General features: G+C 73.8%; 13 protein-coding genes. 8 read left to right on the top strand and 5 right to left on the bottom strand.

The features are described from left to right. Positions 1-107: 107 nt before the first annotated feature. Together ACFY29_RS34305 and ACFY29_RS34300 are read left to right on the top strand one after the other, a co-directional pair. Positions 108-950, top strand: a complete 843-nt coding sequence (locus ACFY29_RS34305) for an ABC transporter ATP-binding protein (RefSeq protein WP_328424271.1) — start codon at positions 108-110, stop codon at positions 948-950. 25 nt (positions 951-975) lie between these two features. Then, positions 976-1,869 (top strand): ribokinase, encoded by an 894-nt coding sequence (locus ACFY29_RS34300; protein WP_386992840.1) that lies wholly within the window; start codon positions 976-978, stop codon positions 1,867-1,869. 10 nt (positions 1,870-1,879) lie between these two features. Here the strand turns inward: ACFY29_RS34300 and ftrA are convergent, their stop codons facing one another. Then, positions 1,880-2,914: a transcriptional regulator FtrA gene (ftrA, locus tag ACFY29_RS34295; protein WP_386992838.1), complete on the bottom strand. Its 1,035-nt coding sequence runs from the start codon at positions 2,912-2,914 to the stop codon at positions 1,880-1,882. 70 nt (positions 2,915-2,984) lie between these two features. On the opposite strand from ftrA, the gene ACFY29_RS34290 reads away from it, so the two are divergent. Continuing rightward, the gene (locus tag ACFY29_RS34290) at positions 2,985-3,443 is read left to right on the top strand and encodes a rhodanese-like domain-containing protein (protein ID WP_386992835.1); all 459 of its coding nucleotides are present in this window, start codon (positions 2,985-2,987) and stop codon (positions 3,441-3,443) included. Positions 3,444-3,480: 37 nt separating this feature from the next. Here the strand turns inward: ACFY29_RS34290 and ACFY29_RS34285 are convergent, their stop codons facing one another. Next, positions 3,481-4,206, bottom strand: a complete 726-nt coding sequence (locus ACFY29_RS34285; RefSeq protein ID WP_386992833.1) for a hypothetical protein — start codon at positions 4,204-4,206, stop codon at positions 3,481-3,483. A gap of 100 nt (positions 4,207-4,306) precedes the next feature. Here ACFY29_RS34285 and ACFY29_RS34280 point away from each other — a divergent pair, with 100 nt between their 5' ends. After that, positions 4,307-5,923, top strand: a complete 1,617-nt coding sequence (locus tag ACFY29_RS34280) for a dienelactone hydrolase family protein (RefSeq protein WP_386992830.1) — start codon at positions 4,307-4,309, stop codon at positions 5,921-5,923. Positions 5,924-5,969: 46 nt separating this feature from the next. Here the strand turns inward: ACFY29_RS34280 and ACFY29_RS34275 are convergent, their stop codons facing one another. The 3 genes from ACFY29_RS34275 to ACFY29_RS34265 form a co-directional block, all read right to left on the bottom strand. Then, on the bottom strand, positions 5,970-6,341 hold the full coding sequence (locus ACFY29_RS34275) for a hypothetical protein (RefSeq protein WP_386992829.1): 372 nt from the start codon (positions 6,339-6,341) through the stop codon (positions 5,970-5,972). Next, the gene (locus ACFY29_RS34270) at positions 6,338-6,820 is read right to left on the bottom strand and encodes a DUF6232 family protein (protein ID WP_386992827.1); all 483 of its coding nucleotides are present in this window, start codon (positions 6,818-6,820) and stop codon (positions 6,338-6,340) included. Before ACFY29_RS34270 ends, ACFY29_RS34275 begins: the two co-directional genes overlap by 4 nt. A 207-nt stretch (positions 6,821-7,027) precedes the next feature. Next, positions 7,028-7,507, bottom strand: coding sequence for a DUF6232 family protein (locus ACFY29_RS34265; RefSeq protein ID WP_386992825.1), 480 nt, complete (start codon positions 7,505-7,507; stop codon positions 7,028-7,030). A 98-nt stretch (positions 7,508-7,605) separates the two neighbouring features. Here ACFY29_RS34265 and ACFY29_RS34260 point away from each other — a divergent pair, with 98 nt between their 5' ends. From ACFY29_RS34260 to ACFY29_RS34245, 4 genes are all read left to right on the top strand, one after another. Next, on the top strand, positions 7,606-8,379 hold the full coding sequence (locus ACFY29_RS34260; RefSeq protein ID WP_328424289.1) for an enoyl-CoA hydratase-related protein: 774 nt from the start codon (positions 7,606-7,608) through the stop codon (positions 8,377-8,379). A 116-nt stretch (positions 8,380-8,495) separates the two neighbouring features. Further along, entirely contained in the window at positions 8,496-10,118 is a 1,623-nt protein-coding gene (locus tag ACFY29_RS34255; RefSeq protein WP_355606247.1) for an acetolactate synthase, read from the top strand. Between the two features lie 167 nt (positions 10,119-10,285). After that, positions 10,286-11,257 (top strand): ATP-binding cassette domain-containing protein, encoded by a 972-nt coding sequence (locus tag ACFY29_RS34250; RefSeq protein WP_355606244.1) that lies wholly within the window; start codon positions 10,286-10,288, stop codon positions 11,255-11,257. Then, positions 11,254-12,063 carry an ABC transporter permease gene (locus ACFY29_RS34245; protein WP_328424295.1) on the top strand — a complete coding sequence of 270 codons (810 nt, stop codon included), beginning with the start codon at positions 11,254-11,256 and terminating at the stop codon, positions 12,061-12,063. The genes ACFY29_RS34250 and ACFY29_RS34245 overlap by 4 nt, the downstream gene beginning before the upstream one ends. Positions 12,064-12,088 lie beyond the last annotated feature (25 nt).

The following is a 12,088-nucleotide window of genomic DNA, read 5'->3' as shown; positions in this document are numbered from 1 at the left end:
GGCATGGTCGGTCCTCCGGGTGTGGTGATCAACGACACGGTGCCTCACCCTATGGCCGCGGGGCCGCCCGCGGGGGGCATCGCCGCGCTGCGTGGTTGGATGGTCCGGTGACTGGTGACCTGATCCGCGGCGCTGCCGGCGCCGCCTCCGCCTCCGCACCCGTGGACCCGGATCTGGTGGTCAGCCTCGACAGCGTCGGTGTACGCCGGTCCGGCACCGCTCTACTGCAGGACCTGACCTGGCGGGTCGAGCTGGACGAGCGCTGGGTGGTGCTCGGTCCCAACGGGGCCGGCAAGACCACCCTGCTCAACCTCGCCGCCGGCCGACTGCACCCCACCACCGGTGTCGCCCACGTGCTCGGTGAGCGGATCGGCCGCACCGATGTCAACGAGCTGCGTACCCGGATCGGGCTCTCCACCGCCGCGCTCGCCGAGCGACTGCCCGCCGACGAGCGGGTCAGCGACGTGGTGGTGACCGCCGCCTGGTCGGTGGTCGGCCGCTGGCGGGAGAGCTACGAGCGCGGCGACGAGGCGCGGGCGCGGGCGCTGCTGAGCCAGCTCGGCATCGGCGGCCTCGCCGAGCGCCGCTACGGCACCCTCTCCGAGGGTGAGCGCAAGCGGGTGCAGATCGCCCGCGCGCTGATGACCGACCCGGAGCTGCTGCTGCTCGACGAGCCCGCCGCCGGGCTCGACCTGGGTGGGCGCGAGGACCTGGTGGCCCGCCTGGCCGAGCTGGCGTACGACCCGGACGCCCCGGCTCTGGTGCTGGTCACCCACCACGTGGAGGAGATCCCGCCGGGATTCACCCACGCACTGCTGCTGCGGGAGGGCGTAGCCGTCGCGCAGGGCCTGCTCGCCGAGACGCTGACCGGCGACAACCTCTCCAAGACCTTCGGCCTGCCGCTGGTGGTCGAGCGCTCGGGCGACCGCTTCACCGCCCGCGCCGCCTGAGCCCGGGACAGGGCGGGAGGTCACCGTGCCGCAGACCCGGGTGGTCGTGGTGGGCAGCGCCAACATGGACCTGGTCGCGATGGCGCCCGCGCTGCCCCGACCGGGCGAGACCCTGCTCGGCACCGACTTCGTGATGGTGCCCGGCGGCAAGGGCGCCAACCAGGCCGTCGCCGCCGTCCGGGCCGGCGCCTCCTGCGCCTTCCTCGGTGCGATCGGCTCCGACGCGTTCGGTGTCACCCTCACGGCCCGGATCGCGGCGGCCGGGGTGGACACCGGCCAGCTGCGGGTGGTCTACGGCGCGTCCGGGGTGGCGCTGGTGATGGTCAACGCGGAGGGGGAGAACGCCATCGTGGTGACCCCCGGCGCGAACGACGCGCTGCTCGGCCTCACCGAGGAGGAGTTGTCCACGGTCCGTGCGGCGGACGTCCTCGTCGCCCAGCTGGAGATCCCGGTGCAGACGGTGGCCGACGCCGCGGTGGCCGCCCGCGCCGCCGGCACCAGGGTCATCCTGAACGCCGCACCGGCTCGGGATGTCCCGCCGGAGCTGTTCGCGGCGGTGGACCTGCTGGTCGTCAACGAGGGTGAGGCGCAGGCGTTCACCGGCCGAGGTCGGGAGCCACGGGCGCTGCTCGACCTGGTGCCCCGAGCCGTGCTCACCCTCGGCGGCGAGGGCGCCTGGTACGTCGACCGCGAGGGCGCCGAGGTGCACGTGCCGGCCGTCCGGGTCGACGTGGTCGACTCCACGGCGGCGGGCGACGCGTTCACCGCCGCCTTGGCCGTCGGTTGGGGCGAGGGACGGGACCTGGTCGACGCGGTGCGCTGGGCGGCGGCGGCCGGCGCGGCCTGCGTGCGCCGGCTCGGCGCCTCGGTGGCTCTGCCCCGCCGCGCCGAGATCGACGAGCTGTACGCCCGGGGCTGACCCGCCCGCGCTACGCCGGCCGGCCCGTCGCCGCTCCGGTGCGAAAGGCCCGGCGGTACGCCGACGGCGAGGTCAGCATGACCCGACCGAAATGGTGGCGGTAGGTGACCGGGGTGTCGAAGCCAACCGCGCCGGCGATCTGCTCGACCGGGGCGTCGGTCTCCTCCAGCAGCGCCAGACTGGCCCGGACCCGCTGGTCGATCAGCCACCGGATCGGGCTGGTCCCGGTGGCCCGGGCGAAGTGCCGCAGGTAGGTGCGGGGCGACATGTGCGCCCGCCCGGCGAGCTGGGCCACGGTCAGCGGCTCGGTGAGGTGCGCGAGCGCCCAGTCGATGCTGGCGGCGATCCGGTCGTCGTCCGGGTCGGTGGTCACCGGCGCCTCCACGAACTGGGCCTGCCCGCCGTCGCGGTGCGGGGGGATCACCAACCGACGGGCGACCGCGTTGGCGATCGCCGAGCCGTGGTCCCGCCGAACCACATGCACGCAGAGGTCGAGCCCGGCGGCGCTGCCGGCGCTGGTGAGCAGGTCGCCGTCGTCGAGGTAGAGCACGTCCGGGTCCACCTCGACCCGCGGGTACCGCCGCGCCAGCAGCTCCGCGTACTGCCAGTGGGTGGTGGCCCGCCGCCCGTCCAGCAGCCCGGCGCCGGCCAGCGCGAACGCGCCAGAGCAGATCGACATGATCCGGGCACCCCGCCGGTGCGCTCGAAGCAGGGCGCTCACCAACTCGGATGACGGGTCGGCGGTCACGTCGGGCACGCCGGGAACGATGACCGTCTGTGCCGCCGCCAGCTCCGCCAGGCCGTACGGGGTGTGCAGGCTGGCTCCACCGACGACCGGCACCGGCCCGGGCCGCTCAGCGCAGACCACCAGGTCGTACCAGTCGACGTCGAACTCAGGCCGGGGCAGTCCGAACACCTCGGTGACGATGCCGGTCTCGAACACCGACATCCCCGGGTACGCGAGCACGGCGACGCGGTGCCCGGCGGCCGGCCGACGGGCCGTTGGCAACGGGAGTGGGTTGGCGGCCACGGCGCGGGTCGGCATGGCGGGATGTTAGCGCAGGACGTCGTTTCCGCCACTCGTCCGGAGCGGGGACGGCGGCCAGGATCGGTGCATGACATTCACCTTCGCCGTCCCGGCGGCCGATCCGGCCACCGCCGCCGCCCACCTCCTCGCCCGGCTCAGCGTCGAGACCGACGTCAGCGACGTGCACGCCGACCTGTCCGCCCGTACTCCCGGGTTGGTGGTCGTCGACTCCCGGGGGGAGGCCGCCTGGGCGCAGGGACACCTGCCGGGGGCGGTGCACCTGCCCACCGCCGAGATCGCCACCCGGGCTGCCGGGCTGATCCCAGCCGGGTCGGCGGTGGTCACCTACTGCTGGGGGCCGGGCTGCAACGGTGCGACCCGGGCCGCGTTGGAGTTCGCCCGGCTCGGCCACCCGGTCAAGGAGATGCTCGGCGGGTTCGAGTACTGGGTGCGGGAGGGGCTGCCGGTGGTGACCGGGACCGGGGTGACCCGTCGCCCGGTCGACGACCTGACCGCGCCACGGTCAACGATCACCTGCGACTGCTGAGGCGGCGGCGGACAGGTCGTCGCTGGCCGGCGAGGGCTCAGACGGCGTCGTCGCTGAGCTTCTCGCCGCGTCGGCGCAGCATGCCCAGCCCCGGGATGCCGGCCACGGCGAGCTTGAGGTCGCGGGTGACGTCCAGCAGGTCGTGCAGGTCGGGCCCGACCCGGTCGAGGGTGGCGAGGATCGGCAGGATGTCCGCCGTCAGGTGCTCCTTGAGCTTGGGCAGCTCGTCGATCAGGTGGATCGCCGCGGTGATCTCCTCGTGGCTGAGCTGCTCGACGAACCGCTCGGTCATCGGTGCGGCCCGCCGTAGCGTCGGCTCGTACGCCGCCAGCAGCTCGGCCGCCGTGGCGGCCGCCTCCGCCGCGGTGCCCACGGTGACGGCGGCCCGGCCGGCCACCGCGTCGGCCTCGGCGACCACCGTGCCGGCCACCCGGGCGATCTTGCCGGCCTCCTGGACCAGTACGGCGGCGGCCGTCGCCACCTCGGTGGCGGTGTCGATGGCGGTGGTCGCGGCGGCGCTGATCACGGCCACCTCGCGCACCGCCGTCTCGGCGTCGGTGAGCACCTGGTCGGTCCGGTCCAGGGTCGTCTCGATCCGGTCCACCACCCCGTTGATTCGGGCCAGCAGCGCCTCAACCCCGTCCAGCACCGCGAACGCGCGGGTGGGCACGGCGGCGAACGAGGCGGCCGAGCCGAGCGCCTGGTCGAGAGCGGATCGGGTCAGGCCGACCACGGCGGCCGGTGTGGGGAGGGGAATCGCCATGGGGTCAAGTGTGCGTCGGCCGCACCACAACCGCCCGGCGGCGCTCGGCCGGCGCGCTCGGTGGAGCGTCGGGCGGGTCGTCCGACGGTAGGGTGCCGGCATGTCGGCACCCACGCCGCATCGCCCGCCGAGCACCCGCACCGCCGTCCTGCTCGCCGTGCTGGCGGTGGCCGCCGCCGCGCTCGGCACGCTGGTGCTGGTCCGGGCGGACGCCGGCCTCACCGCCCGGCACGTCACCGTCGCCGGGGTGCCGATGACCGAGGTGCGTGCCCGCCCTCCGACGCCCGGCGTCCGGCGGCCCGGGGTGGTGATCGCGCACGGCTTCGCCGGCTCGGCTCAGCTGATGCGCCCGATCGCCGACACCGTCGCCCGGCGGGGAGCGGTCGCGCTGCTGTTCGACTTCGCCGGACACGGTGCCAACCCGGCCCGGCTGCCCGGCGCGGGCCCGGACACGTCCGCCGCCACGCTCGCCGCCGACCTGGACGCCGCCGTCGGCTACCTACGCTCCCGGCCGGACGTCGATCCGGACGGCATCGTCCTGGTCGGACACTCGATGGGCGCCGGTGCGGTCACCCGGTACGCCAGCCGGCACCCGGAGATCGCTCGAACCGTGGCGATCTCGCTGCCCGACGCCGGCGAGCTGTCCCCGGGCCGACCGGCGGAGCTGCTGCTTATCGTGGGCGGTGCGGAGTTCCCCGCCTTCCGCCGGGCGGCTGACGATGCCGTTCGGCGCGGCGCGGGAACGAGCCGACAGCCAGTGGTGGTGGTGCCCGGTGCCGAGCACATCTCGGTGCTCTTCGCCCCGCGTACCCACGAGGAGATCGCCGGCTGGCTGCCCATCGCCGACGGCACCGCCCAGCCACGACCGACCGCCCGGCTCGCCGGGGCGGCGCTGCTGGTGTTCGCCTTCGGCATCGGCGTGGTCCCGCTGGCGGCCCTGCTCCTGCCGCGCCCGGCGACCGACCGCCGACCGACCGAGCCACCCTCTGGCCGGGAACCCGACGCCCCGGCGCAGACCGACAGCCCAGCGCCGCCCGGGAGTCCGGCGCCGGCCGGGGACCGGGTGCCGTTCGGTGGCCTGCTGCTGTTCGCGATGGCGGTGCTCGCGGCCGGCGTCGGCGCGGCCGTCGCGGCGGTGCTGCCGACCGCCTGGCTCCCGCTCGCGGTCGGCGGCTACGTCATCGGCTTCCTGCTGGTTACCGGAGTGCTGTTGGTCGCCGGTCAGCGTTGGCTGCCGGGCTTGTCCGGCGCGTCGCCACCGCCGTCCGGCACGGCCGCGCCGGCGGACCGGCGCGCACCGGCACGGACCGCCGTCGCGGCGCTGGTGCTGACCGGGTATGCCGTCCTCGCCGTCGCGCTGCCGATCCACCTTGGACTGACCTCGGCATTGCCGGTCGGTGCCCGCTGGTGGCTGCTCCCGTTGGTGGCGGGAGCCTGCCTGCTGTTCCTGCTGGGCGTCGAGCTGGTCGCCGCCGGGCGGACGGGGCGACACCTGCTGGTCGTCGCGGTCACCGTGCTCGTGCTGACGGCGTCGGCGCTGGTGGGTCTGGCGCCCGGCTTCGTCGTGCTGGTGGTGCCGCTGTTCGCGTTGCTGCTCGGCTGGCAGGCCGCCTGGGCGACCGTGCTGCGCCGGTACGCCGGCCCGCGCTGGCTGCCGGCCGCGTTGGGCGCCGCCCTGGTGGGCTGGCCGATCGCCACCACCCTGCCGTTGACCTGACCGGCCTGCTTGACCTGACCGGCCGCTGACCTGACCGGCCCCGGGCCTACCGGCCAGCGCGGGCGACGCGCAGGGCCCACCAGATCAGCGGCACCTGCATCGGCACCCGGCCGTAGGCGATGGCCCGCTTCGCCGGACGCCGGTGTCGCCAGTCCACCGCCATCTTCACGTTCGCCGGCAGCACGGCGATGAAGAGGGCGGCCGCGGCTCGACCGCCGGCCCGTCGGGTGGCCGGGTTCGCCACCGCCGCCGCCACCGCCAGCTCGGCGACCCCGCTGGCGTACGTCCAGAATCGGGCCGGGCCGGGCAGCGCGCCCGGCACGATCGGGTCGTAAAGGTTGGGGCGCAGGAGGTGGGTGACGCCGGCCACGGCGAGCAGCCCGGCCAGCGCGGCGGCCTCGCCACGGCGGTTGCTCATCGATGGTCCCCCTGCTGTTCGACGGCACGCTGGACGGCCCGGTAGATCTGGCCGAACCGTAGCGCGTCCGGCGTACGCAGCAGCAACTGCTCCCGGTTGTGGTGCTGCACCCACAGCTCGTGCACGTGGCTGCCGCGCTCGTACGAGCGGTCCAGCCAGGTCAGTGGGATCTCCAGGAACGGGGTCAGCGCCAGCGCCCCCACCGCGCAGGCGGCGAGGATGATCAGAGCCATCTTCCAGTTGCCCCGGTCCTGCGCCGTGTACGCCAGCGAGAGCACGCAGACCAGCGCGACCAGCGGTGGAAGCGAGAGCAGCAGGACCAGGACACCCCGCCCGAGCACCCGGCCGCGCACCGCGAGGGTCTTCGGGCCGCGCGCGTGCCAGACGAACGTCACATCGGAGAGGGCGATCACGTGACCGCCCGCCCGGATCGACTCGGAGGTCACCTGCACCGCGTCGTCCCGGTAATAGAGGGTCATCATTAAGCCTAACCACCGGCAGGCAACCCAGGCGTCCGGTGCGTTCCGCTCAGATCTTGGACACTTACCGATCGCGCGATCGGTAAGTGTCCAAGATCTGAGCGCTGGCCGGCGGTGCGGTCGTCGCGCGCACGCGTCCGTCGGATGTCGGCCGTGGGACCTCGTCGAGCCGCCGGACGAGCCGATCCGGTTCTGAAACGTGGGCCGCTATCGGCGGCTGGTCGGGCGGACCGGGTGGTTGTGCTCGACCGCGCGCTGCACCGCCCGGTAGATCTGCCCGAAGCGCAGCGCGTCGCCGGTGCACAGCAGCCGTACCGGCTGGCCGCGCCAGCGCGCCCAGATCTCCAGTTGCCGGCTGCCCCGGGCGTACGAGCGGTCCAGGTGTTCGAAGAGGAAGTCGGCGACCGGCCCGACGGCCAGCCCGACCAGCACCGAGGCGCCGACGATCGCGATCGTCACGGTGGGCGAGCGGTGCAGCCAGACGGCCACGCCGATGCCGAGCACGGCCGCGATCAGTGGACCGGCCAGCGCGGCGCCGATCGCGCCTCGCCCGACGAGCACCCGCCAGGAGCGGCTGCCCCGGCGGTGCCAGATCATGCTGATGTCGGCCAGCGCGTAGCTGCGGCCCTCCACCCGGACTGCGGTGGAGGTGACCTGGACCGACTTGTCGTCGTAATACGTGATCATCGCTGGACTCCCGCCCGCGGGGCTGACACCAGACTACTTACCCCAACGAGCCGGGTCGTAAGGTTGGCACGCGACTTCGACGAGGAAGTGAGGGCAGCGTGGGCGAGTTCGTTCGGCTGGAGACCAAGGACGGCATCGGCACCATCCGGCTGGAGCGGCCGCCGATGAACGCGCTCAACACCCAGGTGCAGGAGGAGTTGCGCGCCGCCGCCACGGCGGCCACCGACGACCCCGAGGTCCGCGCCGTCATCGTGTACGGCGGGGAGAAGGTCTTCGCCGCCGGTGCGGACATCAAGCAGATGGCCGAGATGTCCTACGTGGACATGGCCGAGCGAGCCGCGAACCTGTCCAGCGCGCTCGGCGCGATCGCCCGGATCCCCAAGCCGGTCGTCGCCGCGATCACCGGCTACGCCCTCGGCGGGGGCTGCGAGTTGGCGCTGGCCTGCGACTGGCGGGTGGTGGCCGAGGACGCCAAGCTCGGCCAGCCGGAGATCAAGCTGGGCATCATCCCCGGCGCGGGCGGCACCCAGCGGCTGGCCCGCCTGGTCGGCCCGGCCCGGGCCAAGGATCTGATCATGTCCGGGCGGATGGTGGACGCGCAGGAGGCGCTCCGGATCGGCCTGGCCGACCGGGTCGTCCCGGCCGCCGAGGTCTACGACGCGGCGGTCGCGCTGGTCACGCCGTACCTGAACGGGCCGATGCAGGCCCTGCGCGCGGCGAAGCTGGCGGTCGACGGCGGCCTGGACATGGACCTGAACTCGGGCCTGGCCTGGGAGAGTCAGCTCTTCGCGGCGCTGTTCGCCACGGACGACCGGCGCGAGGGCATGGCGGCCTTCGTCGAGAAGCGCAAGCCGGGCTTCACCGGCCGCTGAGCGGACGGGGCCGGCGGCGCATGTCGCCGGCCCGACGGTCAGCCGAGAACGGTTCACATTCTGCTTACCGGCCAGTAGCGTGTGGCTTCGGTCATGAGCGACGAAGGGGAGCGGCGATGACGGAGCGGGTCGAAGGTCACGGCGGGGAGCTGGCGCTCGCGGCGCTGCGGGCGTACGGGGTGCGCGAGATGTTCACCCTCTCCGGTGGCCACGTCTTCCCGCTCTACGACGCCGCGCACCGGAACGACTTCCCGATCTACGACGTCCGGCACGAGCAGTCCGCGGTCTTCGCCGCCGAGGCGGTGGCCAAGCTCCAGCGCCGTCCCGGCCTCGCCGTGCTCACGGCCGGTCCCGGTGTCACCAACGGCATCTCCGGCATGACCAGCGCCTACTTCAACGCCTCCCCGGTGCTGGTGCTCGGGGGCCGGGCGCCGGCGTTCCGCTGGGGCTCGGGCAGCCTCCAGGAGATGGACCACCTGCCGCTGGTCGCCCCGGTCACCAAGCACGCCGAGACGGTGTTCAGCACCGACGACATCCCGCGCGCGGTGGGCGCCGCGCTCACCGCCGCGCTCACCCCGCACCGCGGGCCGGCCTTCCTCGACTTCCCACTGGAGACGGTCTTCTCCGTCGCCGAGGCCGAGGTGCCCGCCCCGACCGGCATCGACCCCGTCGCGCCGGACCCGGACGAGGTTGCCCGGGCCGCGTCGCTGATCGCCAGCGCGCAGCGGCCGGTCATCATCGCCGGCTCCGACGTGTACGCCGGCGACGCGGTGGCCGCGCTGCGTGAGGCGGCCGAGGCGTTGCAGGTGCCGGTCTTCACCAACGGCATGGGCCGCGGCTCGCTCCCGCCGGAGCACCCGCTCGCCTTCGCCAAGGCGCGCCGGGCCGCGCTCTCCGGCGCCGACGTGGTCGTGGTGGTCGGCACCCCGCTCGACTTCCGGCTCAGCTTCGGTGACTTCGGCGACGCCAAGGTGGTGCACATTGTCGACGCGCCCAGCCAGCGGGCCGGGCACGTGCAGCCGGCCGCCGCCCCGGCCGGCGACCTGCGCCTGATCCTTTCCGCGCTGGCCGACCACGCCGGTGACCGGGCCGACCACAGCGGCTGGATCGCCGATCTGCGCGCCGCAGAGGACGCGGCCCGGGCCCGCGACGCGGCGGAGATGGCCGCCGAGACCGACCCGATCCGGCCGGCGCGGATCTATGGCGAGCTGCGCCGGGTGCTGGCCCGTGACGCGATCACCATCGGCGACGGTGGTGACTTCGTCTCGTACGCCGGGCGGTACCTGGAGCCGGCCCAGCCTGGCACCTGGCTGGACCCGGGTCCGTACGGCTGCCTGGGCACCGGCATGGGCTACGCGATGGGTGCCCGGGTCAGCCACCCGGACCGGCAGATCTGCGTGTTGATGGGCGACGGCGCCGCCGGCTTCTCGCTGATGGACGTCGAGTCGCTGGTCCGCCAGAAGCTGCCGGTGGTGATCGTGGTCGGCAACAACGGCATCTGGGGGTTGGAGAAGCACCCGATGCAGGCCATGTACGGCTACGACGTGGCCGCCGACCTCCAGCCGGAGCTGCGCTACGACACGGTGGTCAGCGCCCTCGGCGGTGCGGGGGAGACGGTCGCCAAGGCCGCCGACCTGGGTCCGGCGTTGCAGCGGGCGTTCGACGCTGGAGTGCCGTACCTGGTCAACGTGCTCACCGACCCGACCGACGCGTACCCCCGGTCGTCGAACCTGGCCTGAGTCGCACCTGCCGCCGCCGTCGCCCGCCCAGCGGGCGGCGGCGCGGTCTTTCCGCAGCTAAATCAGCGGAATGTCAGCGCCGATCGTCGTAACGTCAGCCCGGGATCGGCGGGCTGTCAGCCCTGTCGCCCATGGTGGTGCCACCACCGGAGACGACAGGAGTTGCGATGGACTACGCAGTCCGCGCCGAGGGTCTGGTGCGTCGCTTCGGCGCCACCACCGCTCTCGCCGGCGTTGATCTGGCGGTCCCGACCGGGACCGTCTTCGGCCTGCTCGGGCCGAACGGCGCCGGCAAGACCACGGCCGTACGGGTGCTCGCCACCCTGCTGCGCCCCGACGAGGGGCACGCCACCGTCGGTGGTTTCGACGTGGTCCGCGAGGCCCACCAGGTGCGCCAGTTGGTCGGCCTGACCGGCCAGTACGCCTCGGTCGACGAGACTCTGACCGGCGCGGAGAATCTGCTGCTGATCGGCCGGCTGCTCGGGCTGAGCCGGGCCGACGCCAGGCTGCGCGCCCGCCAACTGCTCGCCGACTTCCAGCTCAGCGACGCCGCCGACCGGGCCGCCAAGACCTACTCCGGCGGCATGCGGCGTCGGCTGGACCTCGCCGCCAGCCTGGTCGGCCGGCCGCAGGTGCTCTTCCTCGACGAGCCGACCACCGGCTTGGACCCGCGCAGTCGCAACGACCTGTGGGACATCGTCCGCACCCTGGTCTCCGACGGGGTGACGGTGCTGCTCACCACGCAGTACCTGGAGGAGGCCGATCAGCTCGCCGGGGAGATCGCGGTGGTCGACCACGGCCGGGTGATCGCCCAGGGCACGCCCGAGGAGCTGAAGGCCAAGACCGGCGGGCAGACCCTGACCGTGCGACCGGCCGAGCTCACCGACCTGGGCACCGTGGTCGCCATCGCTGGCGAGGTGTCCGGCGTGACCCCCGAGGTGGCCCAGAACGCCGTCACCGTCGCGGTGAACGACCCCAGCGTGCTGCCCGCGGTGGTGAGTCGCCTCGACGCCGCCGACATTCCGGTCGCCGAGCTGGCGCTGCGCGGCGCCAGCCTGGACGAGGTCTTCCTCTCCCTCACCGGCCACCGGGCCGAGGACGCGCCGGCCGACACCGACCTGGAAAGGACCTCGGCATGACCGCCGCCACTCTCACCCCTGCGCGGACGCCGGCCCGCCGGCTCGGTCCCGCTGCCGGGCTGCGGCACACGTTCACGCTGGCCTGGCGCAGCCTGGTGCAGATCAAGCACAACCCGATGGAGCTGCTCGACCTGAGCATCCAGCCGGTGATGTTCGTGCTGCTGTTCACCTACGTCTTCGGCACCGCCATCGCCGGCTCGTCCGGCGAGTACCTCACCTTCATGCTGCCCGGCATCATGGTGCAGAACGCGCTCTTCGCCACCATGACGACCGGGTTCGGGCTGAACAACGACCTCACCAAGGGCGTCTTCGACCGGCTCCGGGCGCTGCCCATCGCCCGGTGGGCGCCGCTGGCCGGTCGGATCCTCGCCGACACCGTCAAGCAGGCCTGGTCGATCGCGCTGCTGCTCGGCGTCGGGGCGATCCTGGGCTTCCGGGTCGGCAACGGGCTGCTCGGGGTGGTCGGGGCGTTCGCGCTGCTGCTGACGTTCACGCTGGCCGCGTCCTGGATATCGGTGCTGGTCGGGGTGCTGGTGAGCGAACCGGACAAGGTGCAGATCTTCGGCTTCATGGTGATCTTCCCGTTGACCTTCACCAGCAACATCTTCGTGCCCACCGACCGGATGCCGGGCTGGTTGCAGAACTGGGTGGAGGTCAATCCGGTGACCGTGGTGGCCGACGCGCTGCGCGGGCTCCTGGTCGGCGGGCCGGTGGCCGGCCCGGTGCTCCAGACACTGCTCTGGGGCTTCGGCATCGCGGTGATCTTCGCACCGCTGGCGGTGCGCGGGCTCAAGCGTCGGGTCTGACCCGCAGCGGCCCGGTCGCCGGCAC

This window comes from Micromonospora sp. NPDC000668 (genome assembly GCF_042897975.1).
In the GTDB taxonomy this organism is placed as follows: domain Bacteria; phylum Actinomycetota; class Actinomycetes; order Mycobacteriales; family Micromonosporaceae; genus Micromonospora.
This window is presented reverse-complemented; position numbering and strand designations above follow the sequence as displayed.

Excerpts from the sequence above, each read along its gene's own strand:
- ACFY29_RS34265 (WP_386992825.1), bottom strand. The coding sequence starts at position 7,507 with ATGATCACGTATTACGACGACAAGTCGGTCCAGGTCACCTCCACCGCA.
- ACFY29_RS34275 (WP_386992829.1), bottom strand. The coding sequence starts at position 6,341 with ATGAGCAACCGCCGTGGCGAGGCCGCCGCGCTGGCCGGGCTGCTCGCC.
- ACFY29_RS34270 (WP_386992827.1), bottom strand. The coding sequence starts at position 6,820 with ATGACCCTCTATTACCGGGACGACGCGGTGCAGGTGACCTCCGAGTCG.
- ACFY29_RS34290 (WP_386992835.1), top strand. The coding sequence starts at position 2,985 with ATGACATTCACCTTCGCCGTCCCGGCGGCCGATCCGGCCACCGCCGCC.
- ACFY29_RS34250 (WP_355606244.1), top strand. The coding sequence starts at position 10,286 with ATGGACTACGCAGTCCGCGCCGAGGGTCTGGTGCGTCGCTTCGGCGCC.
- ftrA (WP_386992838.1), bottom strand. The coding sequence starts at position 2,914 with ATGCCGACCCGCGCCGTGGCCGCCAACCCACTCCCGTTGCCAACGGCC.
- ACFY29_RS34280 (WP_386992830.1), top strand. The coding sequence starts at position 4,307 with ATGTCGGCACCCACGCCGCATCGCCCGCCGAGCACCCGCACCGCCGTC.
- ACFY29_RS34285 (WP_386992833.1), bottom strand. The coding sequence starts at position 4,206 with ATGGCGATTCCCCTCCCCACACCGGCCGCCGTGGTCGGCCTGACCCGA.
- ACFY29_RS34245 (WP_328424295.1), top strand. The coding sequence starts at position 11,254 with ATGACCGCCGCCACTCTCACCCCTGCGCGGACGCCGGCCCGCCGGCTC.
- ACFY29_RS34255 (WP_355606247.1), top strand. The coding sequence starts at position 8,496 with ATGACGGAGCGGGTCGAAGGTCACGGCGGGGAGCTGGCGCTCGCGGCG.